Annotated in this window: 18 protein-coding genes; 15 read left to right on the plus strand and 3 right to left on the minus strand. The window is 61.8% G+C overall.

Annotation, left to right across the window (positions count from 1 at the left end):
• Nucleotides 1-5 precede the first annotated feature (5 nt).
• On the minus strand, nt 6-863 hold the full coding sequence (locus tag AWB64_RS17080; RefSeq protein ID WP_060856623.1) for an NAD-dependent protein deacetylase: 858 nt from the start codon (nt 861-863) through the stop codon (nt 6-8).
• A gap of 237 nt (nt 864-1,100) precedes the next feature.
• On the opposite strand from AWB64_RS17080, the gene AWB64_RS17085 reads away from it, so the two are divergent.
• Nucleotides 1,101-2,123: a hypothetical protein gene (locus tag AWB64_RS17085; protein WP_060856624.1), complete on the plus strand. Its 1,023-nt coding sequence runs from the start codon at nt 1,101-1,103 to the stop codon at nt 2,121-2,123.
• A gap of 3 nt (nt 2,124-2,126) precedes the next feature.
• On the opposite strand, the gene AWB64_RS17090 is transcribed toward AWB64_RS17085, so the two are convergent.
• Nucleotides 2,127-3,401 (minus strand): MFS transporter, encoded by a 1,275-nt coding sequence (locus AWB64_RS17090; RefSeq protein ID WP_060856625.1) that lies wholly within the window; start codon nt 3,399-3,401, stop codon nt 2,127-2,129.
• Between the two features lie 109 nt (nt 3,402-3,510).
• On the opposite strand from AWB64_RS17090, the gene AWB64_RS17095 reads away from it, so the two are divergent.
• The 13 genes from AWB64_RS17095 to AWB64_RS17150 all read left to right on the plus strand — a co-directional run bounded on the left by AWB64_RS17095 (nt 3,511) and on the right by AWB64_RS17150 (nt 16,855).
• The gene (locus AWB64_RS17095; protein WP_060856626.1) at nt 3,511-4,431 is read left to right on the plus strand and encodes a LysR substrate-binding domain-containing protein; all 921 of its coding nucleotides are present in this window, start codon (nt 3,511-3,513) and stop codon (nt 4,429-4,431) included.
• A gap of 76 nt (nt 4,432-4,507) precedes the next feature.
• Nucleotides 4,508-6,046, plus strand: coding sequence for an FAD-dependent oxidoreductase (locus tag AWB64_RS17100; RefSeq protein ID WP_060856745.1), 1,539 nt, complete (start codon nt 4,508-4,510; stop codon nt 6,044-6,046).
• A gap of 7 nt (nt 6,047-6,053) precedes the next feature.
• The gene (locus AWB64_RS17105) at nt 6,054-6,671 is read left to right on the plus strand and encodes a UdgX family uracil-DNA binding protein (RefSeq protein WP_060856627.1); all 618 of its coding nucleotides are present in this window, start codon (nt 6,054-6,056) and stop codon (nt 6,669-6,671) included.
• Nucleotides 6,672-6,684: 13 nt separating this feature from the next.
• Nucleotides 6,685-7,038, plus strand: a complete 354-nt coding sequence (locus AWB64_RS17110) for a DUF3175 domain-containing protein (protein WP_060856628.1) — start codon at nt 6,685-6,687, stop codon at nt 7,036-7,038.
• A 94-nt stretch (nt 7,039-7,132) separates the two neighbouring features.
• Entirely contained in the window at nt 7,133-7,300 is a 168-nt protein-coding gene (locus tag AWB64_RS31935; protein WP_167353924.1) for a hypothetical protein, read from the plus strand.
• A 48-nt stretch (nt 7,301-7,348) separates the two neighbouring features.
• A complete protein-coding gene (locus AWB64_RS17115) occupies nt 7,349-7,834 on the plus strand; it encodes a hypothetical protein (RefSeq protein WP_060856629.1) in 486 nt (161 codons plus the stop codon).
• A gap of 164 nt (nt 7,835-7,998) precedes the next feature.
• Nucleotides 7,999-10,386 carry a phosphoketolase family protein gene (locus tag AWB64_RS17120; RefSeq protein ID WP_060856746.1) on the plus strand — a complete coding sequence of 796 codons (2,388 nt, stop codon included), beginning with the start codon at nt 7,999-8,001 and terminating at the stop codon, nt 10,384-10,386.
• A gap of 4 nt (nt 10,387-10,390) precedes the next feature.
• Complete coding sequence (locus AWB64_RS17125; protein WP_060856630.1) at nt 10,391-11,494, plus strand: acetate/propionate family kinase; 1,104 nt, start codon at nt 10,391-10,393, stop codon at nt 11,492-11,494.
• A gap of 89 nt (nt 11,495-11,583) precedes the next feature.
• Nucleotides 11,584-12,573, plus strand: coding sequence for a cytochrome c oxidase subunit II (coxB, locus tag AWB64_RS17130; RefSeq protein WP_060856631.1), 990 nt, complete (start codon nt 11,584-11,586; stop codon nt 12,571-12,573).
• Between the two features lie 21 nt (nt 12,574-12,594).
• The gene (gene ctaD, locus AWB64_RS17135; RefSeq protein WP_060856632.1) at nt 12,595-14,568 is read left to right on the plus strand and encodes a cytochrome c oxidase subunit I; all 1,974 of its coding nucleotides are present in this window, start codon (nt 12,595-12,597) and stop codon (nt 14,566-14,568) included.
• Nucleotides 14,561-15,172: a cytochrome c oxidase subunit 3 gene (locus AWB64_RS17140; protein WP_060856633.1), complete on the plus strand. Its 612-nt coding sequence runs from the start codon at nt 14,561-14,563 to the stop codon at nt 15,170-15,172. Before ctaD ends, AWB64_RS17140 begins: the two co-directional genes overlap by 8 nt.
• Nucleotides 15,173-15,182: 10 nt before the next feature.
• Nucleotides 15,183-15,578: a hypothetical protein gene (locus AWB64_RS17145; protein WP_060856634.1), complete on the plus strand. Its 396-nt coding sequence runs from the start codon at nt 15,183-15,185 to the stop codon at nt 15,576-15,578.
• Nucleotides 15,579-15,583: 5 nt separating this feature from the next.
• On the plus strand, nt 15,584-16,855 hold the full coding sequence (locus AWB64_RS17150; RefSeq protein ID WP_082850520.1) for a c-type cytochrome: 1,272 nt from the start codon (nt 15,584-15,586) through the stop codon (nt 16,853-16,855).
• A gap of 8 nt (nt 16,856-16,863) precedes the next feature.
• Here AWB64_RS17150 and AWB64_RS17155 read toward each other — a convergent pair whose 3' ends face one another.
• Nucleotides 16,864-21,018, minus strand: coding sequence for a CheR family methyltransferase (locus AWB64_RS17155; protein WP_374728630.1), 4,155 nt, complete (start codon nt 21,016-21,018; stop codon nt 16,864-16,866).
• 824 nt (nt 21,019-21,842) lie between these two features.
• Between AWB64_RS17155 and AWB64_RS17160 the strand changes: the two genes are divergently transcribed.
• Entirely contained in the window at nt 21,843-22,298 is a 456-nt protein-coding gene (locus tag AWB64_RS17160; RefSeq protein ID WP_060856635.1) for a hypothetical protein, read from the plus strand.
• Nucleotides 22,299-22,385 lie beyond the last annotated feature (87 nt).

Consider the following 22,385-nt stretch of genomic DNA (forward strand, 5'->3'; position numbering starts at 1 on the left):
TCCCGCTAACGGCTGCGTTCGAGCGCATCCGCCAGGCCGGACAACACCGGCCCGCATTGCGCTTCGACCTTGAATTGCAGAAGCGCATCCGCCCGGGTGCGCCCCAGATTGACCGCCGCGATCGGCTTGCCGGCACGCGCCGCCCACTCGCAAAACCGGAAGCCCGAATACACCATCAGCGACGAGCCGATCACAAGCATTGCATCGGCCTGGTCGAGCGCGGCCGCGGCTGCATCCACGCGCGTGCGTGGCACGCCCTCGCCAAAAAACACCACATCCGGTTTCAGCATTCCGCCACAGCGCAGGCAGGGTGGCGCATGGAATGCGTTGAAATCGTAGCCTTCGAGTTGCGCGTCGCCGTCCGCCACAGGCAACGCGGCCAGTCCAACAAAGCCCGGATTATCGGCAATGAGCCGCTGCTGGAGCGCGGCGCGCGGGGTTTCATCGCCGCACTCCATGCAGCGAACGCGGCCGATGTTGCCGTGCAGTTCGATCACATCGGTATTGCCCGCGCTCGTATGCAGTCCGTCGACGTTTTGCGTAACGAGCCGCTGAAAGACGCCAAGGCGTTCCAGCCGCGCCACCGCCAGATGCGCGGCATTTGGCGTAGCGCCTGCGACCATGGGCCAGCCGATCATGCTGCGTGCCCAATAGCGTTTGCGCGAAAATTCGGAGCCGATAAAATCCTTCAGCAAGATCGGCGCGCGCCCGGTGCGCTGCCCTTCTTCGTCGCGATAACAAGGTATTCCGGATTCCGTACTAATTCCCGCGCCGGACAATACGAACAGCCGCGGATATCGTTCGATGAATTCATGAAGCGGATCTAAGAGCGCGACAAGCGCGCTGGTCTGGGCAGGGTTCATTGCTGAAATGGTAATGGCTTTACGTTTTGTCTGCTCGCGGCGAACAACGGTGTTTTCTATTCCGCCTGCCTGGAAAGCCGAGTTCCCGAGGCGAGACCGATCGACACACGCAGCCCTCTTTGCGTTAGCCTTGCGTTAACTGCGGGGAACACGCGAGGTTTGCCGTGTTTCCCCAAGCGCTTTTTTGTCCGATGGCAAAATATTTCCTCGTGAAATACAACTCAAAAAACTGAAACAGTGTCCCTATCCAGGCCCGCTAATCGAAACAAACCAGGTGCCGCGTTTTGCACCACGTTATTCACCGGCGCTTTATGTGCGGCGCTGACGTTCCCGACTTCCGCTTCCGCCCAGGAACTGAACGTTCTGGCCGGACCACTGATCAGCCGGGGCGAGAACTCCTATTCGTGGGAAGGGAGCTATCGCGAAGGCCTCGGGCGCTATGCGGCATGGAGTTTCTCGTGGATCAACGAGGGACACATTCCCGACCATCATCGCGATGGGCAAACGGTGCAACTCTGGGCCCGCCTGCCACTCTGGCGCGACCGGTTCGAGCTATCGGCGGGAGCGGGACCGTATCGATACTTCGACACCACCGCCGCGCGCGCCGGTAACACCTATTCGAATACGCATGGCTGGGGCGCGGTGTGGAGCGCGCGCGCGGCGTATTACTTCGACCGCCGCTGGATCGCGCAAATGCAGGTGAATCACGTGCAGGCGTTCGGCGGTCCGGACACGACCGCGCTTCTGTTCGGCGTGGGTTATCAACTCGATGCAAACGGCGAACCCGGCCCGCGTCAAAGGCCAACGCCGCGAACGTCGGACGTTACCGGCAACGAACTGACGGTCATGCTCGGCAAGACGATCCTGAACAGCTATGACTCGGAGTCGTCCGTGGCGGAAAGCGTGGAGTATCGGCGCGGCCTGACCCGTTACATCGACATGAGCGCGTCGTACATTCATGAAGGCGGCCACATTCAGTCCCGGCGCGACGGCATTGCGCTGCAACTGTGGGCTACCCGCGCGTTTTTCAACGACCGGTTCACGCTCGGCGTGGGAGCGGGTCCGTATATCGCGATCACGCAGAACGACGATCTGCCCGACAACCGTACCGGCGACGGGCGGGTTTCCGGGCTGGTATCGATGTCGGCGAGTTACCGGTTCGGGAAAAACTGGCTGACCCGGCTCACCTGGAATCGGGTCGTCACGCGTTATGACCGGGACACCGACCTGATCGAAGCGGGCGTGGGCTGGCGGTTTTAGCGCTCATGCGCTGGCCGGTTTCGGGAACAGCGGATACGCGACCAGTGCGCACGCGGCCGCGACCAGCCAGACCAATCCCCACGATCCCGCCGAAAGCACATGCGGAATCGACAAAGGCGTGACGAACAATCCAACGTACACAGCCGTGTTCGTCATGCCGAGCGCGGTTCCCGCGCGCTCCTTGCCGCTCAGTGTGGCGAGTTCGGTATAGGCCACGCCGTGCCAGGCCGACACGCAAATACCGGCGAACACGATCAACCCGATCAGCCACGCGGCCGGCAATCCATATTGAGTCCCCGCCGCCAGCACCACGAACGACGCCACCGCGATCAGTGTCGATACCTTCGTATAGGCGCGCCGGTTGCCGTGTTTGTCGGTGAAACGGCCGCTCCAGACACGCATGATCATGGCGCCGAGCTGTAGGGCGACCATCGTGGCGGTAATGCCGCGCAGGCCGGCGTGTGCGAAATCGTGCAGGAAGACCGTGGCGAATGTCAGCACCGAAAATTGCGGAATGCACAGGATGCCGATACCCAGCACCATGCGCCAGATCATCGCGTCGCGCAGCGGGCTGATGCCGGCGGCAACCGGCACGCGCGCGCCGGACGCGGGGTTCGCGGACGTGTCGGCCGTGTCGGCCGTCTCAGGCGGCTCGTGAAGCCAGCGCCACGCGAGCCACCCCGACGCTGAGCACATGACCGCCAGCGCGCCATACACGAGCCTGAAACCGCCAGTGGAAGCGAGCCACGGCAGGATCAGCGCGCCAATTCCACCGCCCAGCGGGACGGCGGTCTGGCGGATGCTCATCGCGAGGCCGCGCTCGCCTTCCTGGAACCAGCGCATGATCGCGCGTCCGCTCGATCCGTTGACGCTTCCGCCGAGCAGCCCGACGCCGCACATCGATAAAACCAGCCACGACAATGCAGGCACCGACGCCGCCGATGGCGCCACGAACAGCATCATGGCGAACAGTGCGGCGGCCGTCGTGGTCAGTCCGCTCAACAGGATCGGCCGGTCGCCCCAGCGGTCGGTCGCGACGCCCCACGGCAATTCCGATAACGCCACGCCGAGTCCCATTGCGCCAAGCGCGAGCCCGAGCGCCGCATTGCCCAGGTGATAGTCAGCCCGCAGCCAGACGGCCGTGGTCGGAATGCCCGCGATCGCCGCCGAAAAACTGACGTTAGCCGCCACGCCAACGCCGAGCACTTTCCACCTGTGCGACGCGCTCAGGCCGCGCCGAGTCCCAGCGGTGAGGGGCACTGCACATTGGGTTTCCATGGGTCGAGCTTCCGTTTTTGCGATTGATGGACTCAGTGTGCCGCACCGCGATGATCCTGAATATCAAGTAATATCGCATCGATGCTTCCATAAAACAGGACGATCCGCCATGTCACAGACCAATTTCGATATTGCGTCGCTGCGTACGTTTGTTGTCGGCATGGAACTTGGAAGTTTCGCGAAGGCGGCGGACCGGGTCGGACGCTCGACTTCGGCAGTCAGCGCGCAAATCAAGAAGCTCGAAGAACAGGCGGGCGCGCCGTTGTTCAAGAAGGCGGGCCGCAACCTCGCGCTGACCGATGCCGGCGAAACCATGCTGCGCTTCGCGCGCCGTCTGCTCGATCTCAACGACGAAGCCGCCGTCGCCGTGCGCGGCCCGGATCTGGAGGGCTGGATCAGGCTCGGCCTGCAGGAGGATTTCGGCGAGGTCATGCTCCCGGACGTGCTCGGCCGGTTTTCGCGCGCACACCCGAAAGTGCGCATCGAGGCGCGCGTGGCGCGCAATACGGAGCTGCTGGAACGCATCGATTCGAACGAACTCGACCTTGCGCTGATCTGGGGCGACGCGGCATTGGCGGCGCGGGAAGTCCGGGTGGGCGTGCAGCATGAACTGATCGCCGAGCCGAGAATGTGCTGGATCGGTTCGTCCACCCTGCCCTGGAATCCGGAGGCCGGCGAGCCGCTGCCGCTGGTCGCGTTCGATCGCGCGTGCCTGTTTTTCAGCGCGGCCACCGCCGAACTCGATCGCGCGAACATACGCTGGCGCGTCGCGTTCACAAGCCCGAGCCTGTCCGGTTTATGGGCGGCCGCAGCGGCGGGTCTCGGGCTGACCGTGCGCACGCAATATGGCCTGCCGCGAGCGGTGTGCGCGCTCGACGCACACGCTGCCGGGCTGCCGGAACTGCCGTCCTTGCCGCTTTCGCTGATGCGGGCATCGGCGAGTTGCACGCCGCCCGTGGAGCGCCTTGCATCGATCATTCTCGAATCCGTGCGTGGCGGGTCGGCCTCGTTCGAACGCATGGCCGCCTGAGCGCCTGCCTGGCGCGCTCGTTTTCGACGGCCCGCTTTTTGCTGAATCCGTCGTGAACCACAGACGGGAGTGCAACATGGCCGGTTCCATGCAGCATGCAGCGAAGCTGGACGATATTCCCGAGGACCGCGGCATAAGAGTCACGCTGTCCGAAACCCCAATCCTCCTGGTCAGGCAAGGCGGCGACGTCCATGCTTTTTCCGCGGATTGTCCGCATGCGGGCGCGCCGCTCGAAAAAGGCGCCGTGTGCAATGGCCGCATTGTGTGCCCGTGGCACAAGGGCACTTTTGCCGTCGCGGATGGCGGGTTGATCGAACCACCGGCGCTGATCGGCTTGAAACGATATCCGGTCGCGATTGAAAACGGCGACGTGCTCGTCTCGCCGGAAGCAAAGGAACCGCCCACGCGCGTCCCAGCCGCCGATACGCGCACGATGGCGATCATCGGCGCAGGCGCGGCCGGCGCTGCGGCCTGTACCGCACTGCGGGAGTCGGGCTTCGATGGCCGCATCGTGCTGATTGGACCCGAGCACGGCGAACCCTACGATCGAACCGCGCTGAGCAAATTCGTGACTGCAGGCGACATGCCGCCCGACGAAGTGCCGCCGCTGCTCCCGGAAGGTTTCGCCACGAAGCAACGCATAGAGCGCGTCGAAGCCCAGGCGGTCAAACTCGATGCAGCCGATAAACGCATCGACCTGCCCAGCGAACTCTCGCTGCACTACGACGCCGCGCTGATCTGCACGGGCGGCATTCCCAAGCCCATGGACGTGCCCGGCGCGAACTTGCGCCGCGTGCATCTGCTGCGCTCGCGCGACGACGCCGCAATGCTCGTCGCCTCTTTCGATGGCGCGAAAAACGCGGTCATTGCCGGTGCGAGTTTTATCGGACTGGAGGTGGCGTCTTCGCTCAGGAAACGAGGCCTGAGCGTGACTGTAATTGCGCCGGGAAAGATTGCGCTCGCTTCGCAATTCGGCGACGAACTCGGCCGGATGTTCCAGACGCTCCATGAAAAAAATGGCGTTGTGTTCCGCATGGAATCGAAGGTCAAGGCATTTATCGGCGACGATACTGTCAACGAGGTCGAACTCGACAGCGGCGAAAAGATTGCGGCGGATGTTGTGATCGTTGGAACCGGCATAAAGCCGGCGACGGACTTCCTGCAAGGCGTCACGCTGGCGGATGACGGCGGCATTCCCGTCGATACCGCCATGCGCGCCGCGCACGGACTTTACGCCGCCGGAGACGTCGCGCAATTCCCTTTGCCACGCGCGGACCAGCACCTGCGTATCGAACACTGGCGGGTCGCCCAGCAACACGCACGCGTGGCCGCGCTGAACATGGCGGGCGGCGACGAGCACTACACCGGCGTGCCGTACTTCTGGACCTATCACTTCGGCAAGCGCTTCGAATACCTCGGCCACGCAAGCGAGCACGACGATGTCGTCATCGACGGCGACCTTGGATCACAGGTTTTCATCGCTTATATGATGAAGGATGGCAACGTGGCTGCGGTTGTCGCGTGCGAGCGCGAAGCATCTACCGCGAGGCTCGCCGAAGCCATGCGTTCCACGCTGACGCTCGAAGAAGCGCGCCGCGCCGCCGGCGAAGGCTGACAGCACCATGACGACCAAGCCCATCGGCATGTTCCCGGATCAGCAGCCCGAGCAACTCGACCAATGCCGCCGATGCATGCTCTGGGAAGCCGCGACCCAGGCAGTGCCGGGAATAGGCCCGCATCGCGCACCCCTGATGATGGTCGGCGAGCAACCCGGCGATCAGGAGGATCTGCAAGGCAAGCCGTTTGTAGGACCGGCCGGCGCGCTTCTCGACAACGCGCTTCGGGAAGCCGGCGTAAAGCGCTCGCAGGTCTATGTGACCAACGCGGTGAAACATTTCAAATGGGAGCCGCGAGGCAAGCGCCGGATGCATAAAACCCCGGCGCAACGCGAGGTGGATGCATGTCATTACTGGATTGAACGCGAGCTTGCGGAACATGATCCCAGGGTCATCGTGGCGCTGGGCGCGACCGCCTTGAAGTCCGTGCTGCAGAAGTCGACCGTGAAATTACAAGCGTCGATGGGCGAGGCGATAGAGCACGACGGACGTCTGGTCATCGCGACGTTTCATCCGTCGTATGCACTTCGTGCACCGGATGCCGAGACACGCGACAGCGCATTTCGCGCGATCGTGGAGGCGTTGAGACAGGCTCATCGTCTGATCGACAAGCACAGCAAATAGTGGAGGAAACACCATGGCAGCAGCAGCGAAAACCAGCGGCAAACGCAACACGTCCCGGCAAAAACATGCCCGCGCCAAACCGGCGGCAACGGGTTCGAAACGCTGGTCGCATCATGTGATGGAAACCAGCGACGCAATGGACATCAAGAAGGACATTTTCAAGGAAGGCAACGCGCAGGAAATAGCCGACTCGCTGAAGAAGTCGTCCACGCGCAGCAACCGGCGCAAGGGCACGCCGTTCCAGTCGGCCATGTCGATGCTGAATTTCTATATCAATCGCGCGGGGCGCAACTTGCCGAAATCACGGCGCACCGTACTCGATAACGCGAAAAAGCGCCTGCGCGAAGCGTTCGGGCGAAAACCGTGAGGCTTCGCGGTTCGAGGGAACGTAAGTTGCTGCATCGCCTAGCTGTTCTGACGAGCCGTTGGCCACCGATGTATGAGTCATTCAAGGAGATGTCATGCCTGAGAACACCGAACTCAACCCCGGCGATGAAGCCGCTCCCGGCACGCCGGGCACTGGCGAGAACATCTGCCCGGCTTGCAACGGTTCCGGCAAGAAGGACGGCGGAAAGTGCGAAACGTGCGCGGGCACGGGTAAGGTCGTGGAAGGAATCGGCGGTGCTTGACCCGCAAAACACGCGCGACGCGGCGGCGCCAAGCGCGGTGAAAATCTGATGGCCCGGCGCGCTGCATCGACGGATGAACTGTTTGCCGTGGCCGAAGCCACCTTGATCGGTCTTTACAACGCAGGCGTACTCTCTCCCGCCGTCCTGGAGCGCGTGGTCGCGGGCTTTGCGGACAGCTCGATCGACTGGCATTCAAGGCCCACGCGCAAGAGCGTGGATGGCAAGTCGCTGCATGAAGTCGTCGCCATTACGATGATGCCAGGGCGCGCCATCCGCAATCCATCGAAGGAGTTCTTTGCGGTCATCGGGCACGTTGGAGGCAGCAGCGTAACGGCTCCGGACGAGCAGGAAAACCCCGAAGAATCCGCCGCCGACGAACCTGACGATGACCTCATGAACCAGCTTGCCGAAATGAGCAGCAAGAGCAGCGCCGGGCGCAAGCGAGCCGCGAAAACCACCCGCGAGTCAGCGCCGTCCCCCGGTTTCAATCCCCTTTTCCACGCCGCGCCGCCGGGCCGCTCCCGCAAGTCATAGCATTGTCTTTGACCCATGTCATGGTGCAATGACAACGCAATCCAGCTACACACGGCACAATATGCAAGACCTGACCGGCGACCCGCATGTGCGAACCGGCACGCATCACCGGCCGAGCCAGAGTGACACCGCACCATCTTTCAACGGATATCAACGGACACGACATGGACACACAGGCAACCTCCAGTACCCCGCGCCTTTCCCCCGACGAATTACGCAAGATCGATGCATATTGGCGCGCCTGCAATTATTTATCGGTGGGCATGATTTATTTGCGCGCCAATCCGCTTTTGCGCGAACCGCTGAAAACCGAGCACATCAAGCGGCGTCTTCTCGGACACTGGGGTTCGGATCCGGGCCAGTCCTTTACCTGGGTCCATCTCAACCGGCTGATCATCAAGGAAGACCTGAATGTAATGTTCGTTTCGGGCCCGGGTCATGGCGCGCCTGCGACATTGTCGAACTCGTATCTCGAAGGCTATTACTCCGAGGTCTATCCGGATCGCAGCGCCGACGAAACCGGCATGCTGCGCCTGTTCAGGCTGTTTTCGTCGCCGGGAGGAATCGGGTCGCATTGCACGCCCGAAACCCCAGGATCGATTCACGAAGGCGGCGAACTGGGCTACAGCCTTTCGCATGGCTTTGGCGCGGCTTTCGATAACCCCGACCTGATCGTGGCCGTGATGGTCGGCGACGGCGAAGCGGAAACGGGACCGCTTGCGACGTCTTGGCATTCGAATAAATTCCTCAATCCCATAGAAGACGGCGCGGTTCTTCCCATCCTGCACTTGAACGGCTACAAGATCGCGAACCCGACCATCCTGGCGCGCATTCCGCAGGAGGAACTCGAAGCGCTGATGACGGGTTACGGTTACAAACCCCACTTCGTATCGGGCTCGGACCCGGCGACCATGCATGAACTCATGGCGAAGACGCTGGAAACCTGCATCGGCGAGATCCGCGCCATTCAGGCACATGCGCGTTCCACCGGCGACACCACGCGTCCGCGCTGGCCCATGATCGTGCTGCGCTCGCCGAAGGGCTGGACCGGTCCGAAGGAAGTGGACGGTCACAAGGTCGAGGATTTCTGGCGCGCGCATCAGGTGCCGGTGCTCGATCCCGCGACCAGCGCGAAAAGCCTGAAGGTGGTGGAAGCATGGATGCGCAGCTACAAGCCGGAAGAGCTGTTCGATGAAAACGGCACGCTCATTGAAGAGCTGCGCGAGATGGCGCCGAAGGGCGATCGCCGCATCAGCGCGAATCCGCATGCCAATGGCGGCAGGCTGCGCCGTTCGCTGGACCTGCCGGATATCCGCGACTACGCCTACAAGGTCAAGGACCCCGGCGACACGTATCAGTCGACAACGGCCGTGCTCGCCACGTGGCTGCGCGACGTCATCAAGCGCAACATGCACACGTTCAAGCTGTTCGGCCCCGATGAAACCGCAAGCAATAAGCTAGACGGCGTGTATGAGGCATCGGGCAAGCGCTGGATTGCGGAGTTCAAGCCGGAGGACAGCGACGGCGGCGCTTTGTCGACCGATGGCCGCGTGATGGAAATGCTGAGCGAACACACGCTCGAAGGCTGGTTCGAAGGCTACGTGCTCACCGGTCGCCACGGTCTCTTTGCAACCTACGAAGCGTTCGTGCATGTGATCGATTCCATGTTCAACCAGCACGCGAAATGGCTGGAAAAAGCGAAGAACGAACTCGACTGGCGCGCGCCCGTGCCTTCGGTGAACCTGCTGATCACGTCGCTGGTATGGCGTCAGGATCACAATGGTTTTACGCATCAGGACCCGGGTTTCCTCGATGTCGTCACGAACAAGAGTCCCGAAGTGGTGCGCATCTATTTGCCGCCCGATGCGAACTGCCTCCTGAGCGTGATGGACCATTGCCTGCGTTCCCGCGACTACGTGAACGTGATCGTCGCGGACAAGCAGCCGCACCTGCAGTATCTCGACATGGAGGCGGCGCTCGCGCACTGCGCCAAGGGCATTGGCATCTGGGACTGGGCGTCGACAGACCAGAACAGCGAGCCCGACGTGGTCATGGCGTGCGCCGGCGATATTGCAACCATGGAGTCGCTGGCCGCCGTGGAAATCCTCAAGGAGCGCTTCCCGGACCTCAAGATCCGTTTTGTCAATGTGGTCGACCTGTTCCGCCTGATGCCCGACACCGATCATCCGCACGGTTTGTCGGATCGCGATTTCGATTCCATTTTCTCGCGCGAAAAACCGGTCATCTTCAACTTCCACTCATATCCGTCGCTGGTTCACAAGCTCACGTACAACCGCACGAATCACGAGAACATGCACGTGCATGGATATCGTGAGCGCGGCAACATCAACACGCCGTTCGAACTTGCGGTCATCAATCAGGTGGACCGCTTTTCATTGTGTGTCGATGTGATCGATCGTGTGCCGCGCTTGCGCGATACGGGCGCGCATACGAAGAACTGGCTCAAGGATCAGATCAACGAGAGCATTGGCTACGCGCACGCGGAAGGCATCGATCGCGATGAAATCCGCAACTGGGCGTGGAAGGGCTGACGCCATGGCACAGGACATCCTGGTGTTGAACAGCGGATCGTCGTCGCTGAAGTTTGGCGTGTATGCGCCGGATGGCGGCGACGAGAAAGCATGGTTGACGGGCAGCGCGAAAGGGATCGGGCGCGAGGATGGGTCGTTGACCATGCGTTCCGCGGACGGATCCATAGATATTCAGCAGAGCCATGTAATGGAGTCGCAGCACGACGCGCTGCAGCACGTGGCCGACGCCTTGCATGAGCATCTCGGTCAACCGCTTGCCGGAGTTGGGCATCGCATTGTGCATGGCGGTCCGCACCTGCGAATGCACGCGCTGATCACGGACAAGGTCACGCAAACGCTTCGCGACGCCGTGCAATTCGCGCCGCTGCATCTGCCGCAATCGCTCGCGCTGCTCGAACAGGCGCAGGAGATTTTCAACGATGTACCGCATTACGCCTGCCTCGATACCGCGTTCCACCAGACCATGCCCGCGCGCGCCACGCACCTGGCGCTTCCCAGGCACTACGCCGCCGAAGGCGTGGTGCGCTACGGCTTTCACGGCCTCTCGTATGAGTCGATTGTGTCGAGTCTCGGCCACGATCTGCCTGAGCGGCTCGTGGTCGCGCATCTGGGCAGCGGCGCGAGCCTGTGCGCCATCCACAATGGCCGGTCAATCGATACCACCATGGGCCTGACGCCAACCGGCGGCATCCCCATGGCGACGCGCACCGGCGAACTCGACCCCGGCGTGTTCGTGTATCTGATGCGAACAGGCGGACTGGATGCCGACACGCTCGAGCATCTGATCAACAAGGAGAGCGGCCTGAAAGGTCTCTCCGATTCGAACGACGACATGCAGGCCCTGCTGCAACGCAGTGACGCGGACGCTGAACTTGCCATCGATATTTTTTGCACCGCCGTGCGCAAGACCATTGGCGCTTATGCGGCGTTGATGGGCGGACTAGACCGTGTGGTGTTCACGGGCGGAATTGGCGAACATGCCAGTTCGGTGCGCGAACGCATCTGCCAAGGCCTCGAATTCCTCCACGTCCGGTTCGACGTGATCGAGACGCAAGAGGAAAAGCAGATTGCGCGTCACTGCCGCACGCTGCTGACCGAAAGTATTTAGTAGGGAATGTGAATTGCTAAGGGCTTGGTCCATGTGAGTTCAAGGACGCCGGAGCATTCAATGCCAGACCGCAGCCGTCGCAGTTCGACATGCCGCTGACCGCGCCCGTACAGCACATTCACGGCAGCGACAGCGCACCGCTGAACTATTTCCTTCACGCGGCAGGTCCCGCGGCTGCTCCTACGCTTACGCTGGACTGGATTTTTACGGCTATCTGCGTTCTGGTATGCGTGATCGTCGGCGTCTTGCTGATCGTCGCAATCCATCGGCGACGGGCAAACGCGCCGCTCGATCAACTCGTTCAGGGCAATGACGGCTTGCGATGGATCGTGATCGGCGTGGGTCTGTCAGTGCCCGTGCTTGTCGCCATGCTGGTCTATGCGCTCGTCACGCTCAACCGTGTCGCGACGCCCGCTGAAACGCCCGCATTGACGATTACAGTGACGGCGTACGACTGGTGGTGGAAGGTCGCCTACGACGATGCCGCCGACGCTTCCCTGCGTTTCGTCACCGCGAACGAAATTCATATTCCCGCTGGCGAACCCGTACGCATCAAGCTGAAAAGCGCGGACGTGATTCATACGTTCTGGGTGCCGAGACTTGCTGGCAAGACGCAGGCGATCCCCGGCCAGACCAATGAGCAATGGCTTCAGGCCGATGTGCCTGGGGTCTATCGCGGACAATGTTCGCAGTTTTGCGGCGCACAGCATGCGCATATGGCGTTCGAGGTAGTCGCCGAAAACCGTGCGGAGTTCGCCGCATGGAGCGCGGCGCAAGCGCGCGTGCCCGCGTCATCGAACAATGCGAATGTCAGCGCCGGCAAAACCCTCTTCCTCGATAAATGCGCCGGCTGTCATGCTGTGCGCGGTTCGGACGCGCAAGGCGCTCAGGCGCCCGACCTCACGCATCTGGACTCGCGCCGGCTGATCGCGGCGGGCACGCTTACGAACACGGCGGAAAACCAGCTTGCATGGATCACGGGTGCGCAACGCATCAAGCCTGACTCGCTGATGCCGGGCATTGCGTTGAAACGCGAAGAAGCGGCGAACTTGTCCGCGTATCTCGCCACACTCAAATAGACCAACGAGGAGCGACGGTTCATGAGCGACCTGTCATCGGTGGATTCGCGTGTTCCTGAAACCGGCCGCGTGCCCGAGGGAAGCGCGCGTGAAAAGCGTCTTGCCGAAATATGGGAAACGGCGCCCGGCTGGCGCGGCTGGTTATCGACGGTCGATCACAAAAGCATTGGCTTGCGTTATCTCGTGACGGCGTTCGTGTTCCTGCTGATGGGCGGCGTGGAAGCGCTGATCATGCGCGTGCAGCTTGCACGCCCTGACGCCACCGTACTCACCCCGGAGCAATACAGCCAGCTCTTCACCATGCACGGCGTAACGATGATTTTCCTCTATGCCCTGCCTGTACTTTCAGGGTTTTCCAACTACCTGTGGCCGCTGATCCTCGGCGCGCGCGACATGGCGTTCCCGCGCCTGAACGCGCTTTCGTACTGGCTGTTCCTCTTCGCGGGCATCTTCCTTTATTCGAGCTTTCCATTCGGACAAGCGCCCAACGCGGGATGGTTCAACTATGTGCCGCTGTCCGGCCTCGAATACAACACGGGTCCGAACATCGATATCTATGCGCTCGGCATGGTGCTGCTCGGTGCGTCGACCACGGTGGGCTCCGCCAATTTCGTGGTCACGCTGATCCGCATGCGCGCGCCGGGCATGTCGATCGATCGCGTGCCAGTGCTGGTATGGGGCACGCTTACGGCATCGGGCGGCAACCTGCTTGCAGTGCCCGCGGTCAGCCTCGCGTTCTTCCTGCTCTGGCTCGACCGCCAGTTCGGCACGCATTTCTTCGATGTCCTCAACGGCGGCCGTCCGTTGCTCTGGCAGCATCTCTTCTGGATGTTCGCCCATCCGTGGGTCTACGCCGTCGTGCTGCCAGCAATGGGCATTGTGTCCGACGCGCTGCCGGTTTTCTGCCGCCGCCGGCTGGTCGGTTATACGCCCGTGGCGTTGTCGACGGTCGCGACCATGGTGATTGGTTTTATCGTGTGGATCCATCATATGTTCGCCACTGGCATTCCGGCGCTGGCGCTCGCGTTCTTCGGCTCGGCGAGCATGGTCATCGCGATTCCCAGCGCGGTGGCGACCTTCGCGTGGATTGCGACCATCTGGACGGGACGCCCCGTATTCAGGGTTCCGTTCCTTTACTTCGCGGGTTTCGTGCTGCTCTTCGTGATCGGCGGCGTCTCTGGCGTGATGACGGCCGCAGTTCCGCTCGACTGGCAACTCAACGATACCTACTTCGTCGTCGCGCATCTGCATTACGTACTGCTCGGCATCAACGTGTTTCCCGTGATTGGTGGCGTGGTGTTCTGGTTTCCGAAGTTCACCGGACGCATGATGACGGAACGATTCGGCAAGCTCACCTTCTGGGTGATGTTCATTGGTTTCAATCTCGGCTTTTTTCCGATGCACATAGCGGGACTGCTCGGCATGCCGCGACGCATCTATACGTACTCCGGCGACATGGGCTGGAACACGGTGAACATGGTGACGTCCATCGGCTCGTTCGTATTTGCGGCGGGGGTGCTGATGTTTATCGGCGACCTTGTGTGGAGCTATAAACGCGGGCCTGCCGCCGGCAAGAATCCGTGGGATGCGCCCACGCTCGAATGGTCGGTTTCGTCGCCCCCTCCGCCCTATAACTTCGCGACCATACCGGTTGTGGAAAGCGGTCATCCGCTGTGGGAAGAACGCATCGAAGCAGGGAATCCGCGTGCGCGCCGGAGCGTGCTCGACGAAGGCATGATCCTCGATCACGGCCGCGAAGCGCTCGCCACGCGCGCGCTCGACGGACGTCCCGACGCCATCCTGAAGATGCCCGGTGACTCTTACGCGCCGTTCTTCCTTGGCCTGTTCGCCACGCTGCTGTTCGCCGCCATGCTGCTGCACATCTGGTGGCTCGCGTTCGCCACGCTGTTGGGATTCGCCGCTTCGCTCGTGGCATGGCTGTGGCCCGAGCGTGCGCTCGTTCAACGTGAACCTCAGGGAGACGCGCTTGGCTGATCTGACGAACGATGCGCTGGACGCGGCGCGGCCGCTGCCCGTGGGCACGGCAGGACGGCACTCCGGCGGCTGGTGGGGCATGTGGATGCTGATCGCAACCGAGGCGGCGCTGTTCGCTTATCTGATCTTCAGCTACCTGTATCTCTTCTCGCAGGGCGGCGGCAAATGGCCGCCCGATGGCATGCCGAAGATGGGGCCGGCGCTCTTCAATACCGCCGTGCTGCTGACCAGCAGTCTCTTTGTCGTGCTATGCGAGCACGCGGTGAAACGCGGAAGGCGACGCCTTGCAGTGATCTGGGTGGGCATTGCAATCGTGCTGGGCATGCTGTTCACAGGCGTGCAATTGAAGGAATGGCACGATCATCCCTATGGACCCGCGTCGCATCTGTACGGCTCGCTCTACTTCACCATTACGGGCTTTCACATGTTGCACGTGGTGGCTGGGCTTATCGTGCTCGGCTTGCTGCTGGCGTGGACCGCGCTAGGTTACTTCGATGACCGGCGCCATACGGTGCTGACTGTAGGCGGGATGTACTGGCATTTCGTCGATATCGTCTGGCTCTTCATCTTCACCACGCTTTATATCAGCCCTTACGTGCTCTAGGAGATACGCCGTGCCGGCACGCCGACCCATCGCGCTTCAGGTCATGCAGCAGATATACGCGCTGCTCGGCGCGCCGCTCGCGTGGATCGTGCAGATCTGCGTGTGCGAAGCGCTCGCGGCACAGGCGTGTTATCCGGCGCAGGATCCATTGGTGCATCCCAGGCTGCCGGCCTTGCATGCCTACATTGGCGCGGTGAGTCTGGTGGCGCTTGCCGTCGCCTTGGGCGGCCTTGTCGCCGCCTGGCGCGGCTGGCGCTCGACCGGCGCGGGTAAGGAACCCGATCCCGACCGCAGGGCCGCACGCTTCGTGTATCGCGTTGCCATCCTCGCGAGCCCCATGTTCGTGCTCGGCCTGATTGCGACGGCGCTCGCCGCGCTTATTGTTTCGCCGTGCAAACCCTGGTGAGCCCGATGCGATCCGCCATCTTCGCCCTCCTGTGTCTGTTTGCGCTTGTAAGGCAAACTTACGCCCAGGATGCCGGTCAGGCGCTGATCGCACGCGGCGGCTATCTGGCGAAGGCCGCGGACTGCGCCGGTTGCCATACCGCGCCCCAGGGCGGCGCGCCCTTCGCGGGCGGCCTCGGCATGGCCTCGCCCTTCGGCACGATCGTCAGCAGCAACATCACGCCCGACAAACAATACGGCATTGGCGACTACAGCTATGACGACTTTGCGCGAACCTTGCGCGAGGGCGTGGCGCGCGGCGGCAAGCATCTATATCCGGCGATGCCCTACCCGTCGTTCTCGAAGATCAACGACGACGACATGCACGCCCTCTACGCGTATTTCATGCACGGCGTTGAGCCCGTCGCCCGCGCTGCACCGCCGACAAAGCTGCCCTTCCCGTTCAATCAGCGCTGGGCGCTCGCCTTCTGGAATTTCGCATTCGCGCCAAATGGGCTGTATGTGGTCCGCGCGGATCGCGATGCGCAATGGAACCGTGGCGCGTATCTCGTGCAATCCCTGGGGCATTGCGGCGCGTGTCACACGCCACGCGGTCCGGCGTACCAGGAACGCGGTTACACCGAGTCGTCCCGGCAATACCTCACGGGCGGGACCAACGATCACTGGTTCGCCCCCAATCTCACCGGCGACACGGGCGCTGGCCTCGGCCGCATGCATGAGGATGAGATCGCGACGTTCCTGAAATCAGGACATGGCGGCGGCCTGGTCGCTTTCGGCAGCATGGTGCAGGTCGTGGAAGACAGCACGCAGTACATGAACGACGATGACCTGGACGCCATCGCGCATTATCTGAAGAGCCTGCCGCCGGAGAAACCCTCAGGGACGTACGAACCTCGATCGCTTGCGGCAAGGCAGACAACAGCGGCGGCGCGCACGGGTAATATCGAACGGCCCGGCGCGGGAGTCTACCTTTCGTACTGCGCCAAGTGCCACGGTGATCAAGCACAAGGCACGGCGCAAGAGTATCCAAAACTCGCGGGCAACCCGTCCGTGTTGAGCGCCGACACCACGTCGCTGATTCGCCTCATGATCGAGGGCGGCAATTCGCCCGACACAAGACAAGGGCCGCCGCGCAAGAACATGCCCGCCTATGCGGGCACGTTGACCAACACCGAGATCGCACAAGTGCTGACGTTCATCAGGACGACCTGGGGTAACAATGCGTCCCCCGTCACCACGCGCGATGTGATCCGCTTGCGCGACGAGATCCACAAGTAGTGGCGCGCTCAAGCCTGTTTATCTGTATCACCGCCGCGCTCACCACCCGCGTCACCGTCGTGCGTTTCTCCACCATGCGCGCCGCGCCAGAAAAACACCTGCTCGACGGCGGCAATCAGCGCATCGAGCGAAACAGGCTTTGTCAGCGAAAGGTCGAATCCTTTTGCCCTTGACCCGTTCTCATCCACGCTTGCCGGATAACCCGTCAATGCAATTGCGGGCAAGTTCGCGAACTGAGGGTTTGAGCGCACCTGGTCGATGAGTTCATGACCACTGATTCCAGGCATGCCGATGTCGCAAAGCAGAAGGTCGACAGGTTCATGATCGAGGTACGCAAGCGCTTCGCTGCCGCTGTGCGCAGTCATGACCACGGCGCCTTCGAGTTGCAGCAATGCGGCGAACGCAATCGCGGTTTCCGCGTCGTCGTCGACCACGAGCGTGCGCACGCCCGCCAGCAAACCGTTGCGCTCCTGTTCTTCCGTGGTGGTCCGGGCAGGCCGGCCTTCCACGAGCGGGAGCCAGACGCTCACGGTGGTCCCGCGCCCCGCGCCATCCGACTGCGCGAGCACGCGGCCCGCGTGCATTTCCACGAGTTGCTTGACCAGCGCGAGTCCAATTCCCATGCCACCGCCTGTCCTGCGGCGTGCTTCAATGCCCTGAGAGAACATCTCGAAGATGTGCGGCAACAACGACGCTTCGATGCCAATGCCGGTATCGGTCACGTCGATACGCAGTTCGTCGCCTTCCCGGCTTAAGCGCACGGAAACCGACCCGCCGCGCGGCGTGAACTTCAGTGCGTTGCTCAGCAGGTTCCACACGATCTGGTCGAAGCGTACTAAATCCACCTTGGTCCATAGCGGCTCGTCCAGCCCGACGAACGACAGCGCAATACCGCGCGACGCGGCTTCGGCCTCGGCGGCGGCTGCAATGGTTGCAAGCATCTGTGCGACGTCGCCCGCCGCGAGATTGAGCGCGAGCTTGCCCGTGCGTACACGCGACAGGTCAAGCAAGTCGTCGATGATCTTGGCCTGTCCCACTACGGCCCGCTGGATAGCCTGCGCTGCGAGCTGGATGACCTGCACGCCGCGCGCTTCCGGAATGCGCGACAACATCTCCGCCTTCACATGGATCAGGTTGAGCGGATGTTTCAATTCGTGCGACAGCATGGCCAGGAAATCGTCTTTCAACCGGTTCGCGGCTTCGGCTTGCGCGCGCACGGCACGCTCTTGTGCAAGCTGGGTCTGGCGTGCATCGTCCTGGGTCTTGCGATCGGTCAGGTCACGCAGGATCTTTGCGTATCCGGTGAATTTTGGATCGTTGAGCGGCGTCACCACGCCGCTGCAATACACGCGGCGGCCGCCCTTCGCGACTTGCCAGCGTTCGTCGTCGGCGCGCCCGTCGTGCTGGGCGATTTCACGCTCGCGCCCAGGGGCGCCTATCTCGCGATCCTTCGAGGTGTAGATCACTTCTATATTCAGCCCGACTGCTTCGTGCTCCGAATAACCGAACACACGCTCGGCGCCAGCATTCCAGCTCACGATACGGCCATCCGGGTCCTGCACGATGATCGCGAAGTCGTTGGTCGTCTGGGCTGCGAGCCGCAGGCGCTCTTCGCCGGCCCGCACGTTTGCCTCGGCGCTGCGGCGCGCGGTCGTTTCGATAAGACTCAGCAGCGCGCCGTCGATCCGATCGTCTGCCGTCCGGTATGGCAGCAAACGTGCGAGGAACCACCGGCCGTCGCTGGACGCCACTTCCCGCTCGATCAGCCTCAACGACTGGAATGTCGCGCTGACGTCATCGGCGAGTTCGGGGTAGTTCAGCTTGTGCGTGATGTCAAAGAGCGAGCGCCCCACGTCCGCGCCGATCAGGTTGAACACCGTGGCGGCGCTGGGCGTGTAGCGCTTGATGAACATCCCGCGGTCGACGAAGATCGTCGCAATGTCCGTGGACGTGATCAGGTTCTGCAGGTCGTCGTTGGCCTTGCCGGTTTCCTCGATTCTCGTCTGCAGTTCCGCGTTGACCGTGATGAGTTCCTCGTTGACCGACTGCAGCTCTTCCTTGCTGGTTTCGAGTTCTTCCGTTGCCGACCTCAGTTCCTCGTTGATGGCCTGCAATTCCTCGTTCGACGCTTTCAGTTCCTCGGTCGACGTTTCATACTGCTCGATAGTCGTCTGCAACTGCTCCTTGCTCAGGTGCAATTCCTGTTCGAGCTGCTGCATCACGGTCTCGTGGCCGGCATCGTATTGCGCCGCCACCACGTTTTCCGTCATCGCCTCCTGTACTTCATCGAACAGGACGAGGACGAAGTCCCCATCGGCGGCGGCGTCGTGAAACGGGCGCACCGTCATGTTCACGAAGGACGGATGCCCGTCACGCTGCAGCTTCACGCGGCGCGCTTCCACGCTGTTGCCTGTCTGCACAGCCTGAAACAGCGCCGTGCGCAGGTCGAGCCGCAGTTCGGGCAACACGACTGCAATCAGGTTGCTCGATGGCTCGCCGCCGACATAACGCAGGAAACGGCCGGCGTTGTCGGACATGTGAACGATCTTCGAATCCCGGTTCACGATCACGCTTGGCGGCGCATATTGTTCCAGCACGCGCTGGTGCAACGCGTTGAACGAGAAGTTGCGGCGTCCCGGAACCATCGCGTACGCCCGCTCCTCATTGCTCGGAGCCCGTCCCGCGTTTATGGTCGGCGAAGCCAGCGCAGGACGGTGCGGCAACTTGGCCGCCTTCGCGCGATACACCCGGTTCTTCTTGTCCACGATCGTGAACAGGTCTTCCACCGAGTCGGCCGATTCGGAACTGCCAAGAAACAGATATCCGTTGGGATAGAGCGCGTAATGGAACATTTCGAGCACCTGATGCTGCACGCTCCGGTCCAGATAGATCAGCAGATTGCGGCAGGAGACCATGTCGAGGCGCGAGAACGGCGGATCGCGCAGCACGTTGTGCATGGCGAACAGGATCTTCTCGCGGATGCTCTTCACGACCTCGTAGTGCGCGCCCGTCTTGACAAAGAATTGCCGCAACGAAGACGGCGGCACATCCGTCATGATCGACTCCGGGTACACGCCGGCCCGCGCGCGGGAGACCGCGCTTTCGTCGATATCGGTGGCGAACACCTGGATATTGGCCGTCGAGCGAAGCAACTCACGCTGCTCTGAAAGCAGGATGGCAAGCGAATACGCTTCTTCGCCCGACGAACATCCCGCCACCCACGTCCTGACCTGATCGCCCTCGTTCTTGCCCTGGAACAGCGCGGGCAAGACGTCGCGCCCGATAGATTCGAAAGCTTCCCGATCGCGGAAAAAGCTCGTCACGCCAATCAGCATGTCCTTGAGCAACGCGCCCGTTTCGCGGCCGTTTTCCCTCAACAGGTCACGGTACGCAATCAGGTCCGGTACGCCGTTCACCTGCAGACGCCGCTCGATGCGGCGCAACATGGTGGCGCGCTTATAAAAACGAAAATCGTGGCCCGTGCGCGATCGCAAAGTGGAAAGGATGTCTTGCAGCGCTACCTCTGCTTCACCCCGGCGGTCGGCTCGCTCATTCGGGCTCAACGAGGGTGGATCTGCCTCCGGCAGCGCGATACGCTTCGCGTTGTTCCATATATCCAGCAACCGCTGCGGCATTTCCACGACAGGCATCACCAGATCGACCTGGTCTGTCTGGATGGCGTTCTGTGGCATCTCGGCGTATTCGGCGTCGTTCGGTTCCTGCGCGAGCGTCACGCCGCCGCGCTCCTTCACGGTCGCGATGCCTACCGCGCCATCACTGCCGGTTCCCGACATGACGATGCACATGACATGCTGGCCATGCGCCTCGGCGAGACTGCGAAACATCCGGTCTATGCTGACCGGGCGGCCGGTGTTGGGTTCGACATCGCGTGCATTCAGATAACCGTCCGACATGGTCAGGTTCTTGCCCGGCGCGATGACATACACGTGATTCGGTTCAATTGGAATCGGCCCGCTGACCTGCAGCACACGCATGCGGGTCACGTTCTGCAGGACCTTGTCAGCGCTGCTGACGTGCTTCGCCGACATATGCAGGACGACAACGAACGCCATGCCCATATCCGCCGGGGCATTTTCGAAAAAACGCAGCAATGCCTGGACGCCACCTGCGGAGGCGCCTATGCCGACGACGGGAAAACTCAGCGAACTCGAACGGTGCGCGGAGCCCGGACCGTCATCGGCCGCGTTCTCATGACCGGTGCCATTGCTCTTCGGCGGGACCGTCGATGTTGATATCTCACTCACTCCAGGGCCTCGCTCGTGACGCTTCAATGGTCGATAGATGCCGCTTCGCCTGACTCACAGCGGGGCAACGATGATCCTCGCGGGCGCATCCAAACGGATCCGACCGGCTAAAAACGCCATCCATGCTCGCTCGCTTGCTTGCTTGTGTCTCGCTTGGGCGGACGCCATTATATTCAAGCCGCGTTCAATAGGGACAGAAGGACGATTCTCGACGGACTTGCTTTCTCAACAGAAGTGCTTGATAGCCATGCGCCCGTCAAACCTGGAAGAAAGCGTTCCAGTCCGCTAATCAGGGCCGGCAAGGGCCGATGCGTGTTCAACCCGTTTTCGGTTTCACGCTGACTCATACACACGAAAGCATCACCACCAGGTGACACTGTATCGACTGCCCCATCCGGCAATTCCGCGCGCGGACCGATTGGCAATTTTAACTCCGATACGAGGCTGGCCGAGGCACGCATCCAAAATGGTGCGCAATGCGCATGCCGTTGGTAATCATCGTTTGCCCGAGGTTCGCGGCATGGAAACGCGCAGCAACGTACTTGAAGACTTTAAGTCTTCAGGGGAATGCGGCGGGTGTTTTCGCAGCACTCGGAAATTCCTGCGTGTCCCCACTTTTACTAAAGCAAATCCCTATGTTTAGCCGTCAACTTTTCCGTTGACGGCCCGTTAAAGTGTTTGGAGCAGTATGAAAAACCGATTCATTCGATGGAAACCGCGCCGTGGCATCACTTCCCCTCTTCGATCCGACCCTGCAAACTACCCTCGTGGCGCCCAGCAGCCGTGAACTGACGTACCGGGCACAGCGACTGATCGCCGATATGCGCGATAGCCTCACCGCAACGGTCACGCTCGCAGTCACCGGAGTGCTCGCAATTTTATTGCTTGAGGCGTGGGATCTTCCGGATACGCTGGTCCTCGGCCTCCAGGAGATCGTCGGCGTTGTCGTATTCGCTACCTGCACATGGCTCATGTATGAACGCGGCGAGAAAAAACTACAGCTGTATTCATTCGAACCCGCAGACCACACCATGACGGGCGAAATACGCGCACTGCTCAATCGCCTGCCGGACGGAGCAGCGTATCAGCGCGCCATCGATGCCGAACAGCGCCCATACACGACAGGCGAACTGGACGAAATTCGTACGCGCGTGAGAGCTTTCTTCCCGGCTGAGTGAGTCGAGGCGTCTTCGGCACTCAAGACAGTGATTTCTACGCGGACGTGAGCCCGTGAGACAGCGTCCCCGGTATCAGGTCCGCGTTTT

This window comes from Caballeronia sordidicola, from assembly GCF_001544455.2.
GTDB lineage: Bacteria > Pseudomonadota > Gammaproteobacteria > Burkholderiales > Burkholderiaceae > Caballeronia > Caballeronia sordidicola.

Excerpts from the sequence above, each read along its gene's own strand:
- AWB64_RS17080 (WP_060856623.1), bottom strand. The coding sequence starts at position 863 with ATGAACCCTGCCCAGACCAGCGCGCTTGTCGCGCTCTTAGATCCGCTT.
- AWB64_RS17090 (WP_060856625.1), bottom strand. The coding sequence starts at position 3,401 with ATGGAAACCCAATGTGCAGTGCCCCTCACCGCTGGGACTCGGCGCGGC.
- AWB64_RS17095 (WP_060856626.1), top strand. The coding sequence starts at position 3,511 with ATGTCACAGACCAATTTCGATATTGCGTCGCTGCGTACGTTTGTTGTC.
- AWB64_RS17100 (WP_060856745.1), top strand. The coding sequence starts at position 4,508 with ATGGCCGGTTCCATGCAGCATGCAGCGAAGCTGGACGATATTCCCGAG.
- AWB64_RS17105 (WP_060856627.1), top strand. The coding sequence starts at position 6,054 with ATGACGACCAAGCCCATCGGCATGTTCCCGGATCAGCAGCCCGAGCAA.
- AWB64_RS17110 (WP_060856628.1), top strand. The coding sequence starts at position 6,685 with ATGGCAGCAGCAGCGAAAACCAGCGGCAAACGCAACACGTCCCGGCAA.
- AWB64_RS31935 (WP_167353924.1), top strand. The coding sequence starts at position 7,133 with ATGCCTGAGAACACCGAACTCAACCCCGGCGATGAAGCCGCTCCCGGC.
- AWB64_RS17115 (WP_060856629.1), top strand. The coding sequence starts at position 7,349 with ATGGCCCGGCGCGCTGCATCGACGGATGAACTGTTTGCCGTGGCCGAA.
- AWB64_RS17120 (WP_060856746.1), top strand. The coding sequence starts at position 7,999 with ATGGACACACAGGCAACCTCCAGTACCCCGCGCCTTTCCCCCGACGAA.
- AWB64_RS17125 (WP_060856630.1), top strand. The coding sequence starts at position 10,391 with ATGGCACAGGACATCCTGGTGTTGAACAGCGGATCGTCGTCGCTGAAG.
- coxB (WP_060856631.1), top strand. The coding sequence starts at position 11,584 with ATGCCGCTGACCGCGCCCGTACAGCACATTCACGGCAGCGACAGCGCA.
- ctaD (WP_060856632.1), top strand. The coding sequence starts at position 12,595 with ATGAGCGACCTGTCATCGGTGGATTCGCGTGTTCCTGAAACCGGCCGC.
- AWB64_RS17150 (WP_082850520.1), top strand. The coding sequence starts at position 15,584 with ATGCGATCCGCCATCTTCGCCCTCCTGTGTCTGTTTGCGCTTGTAAGG.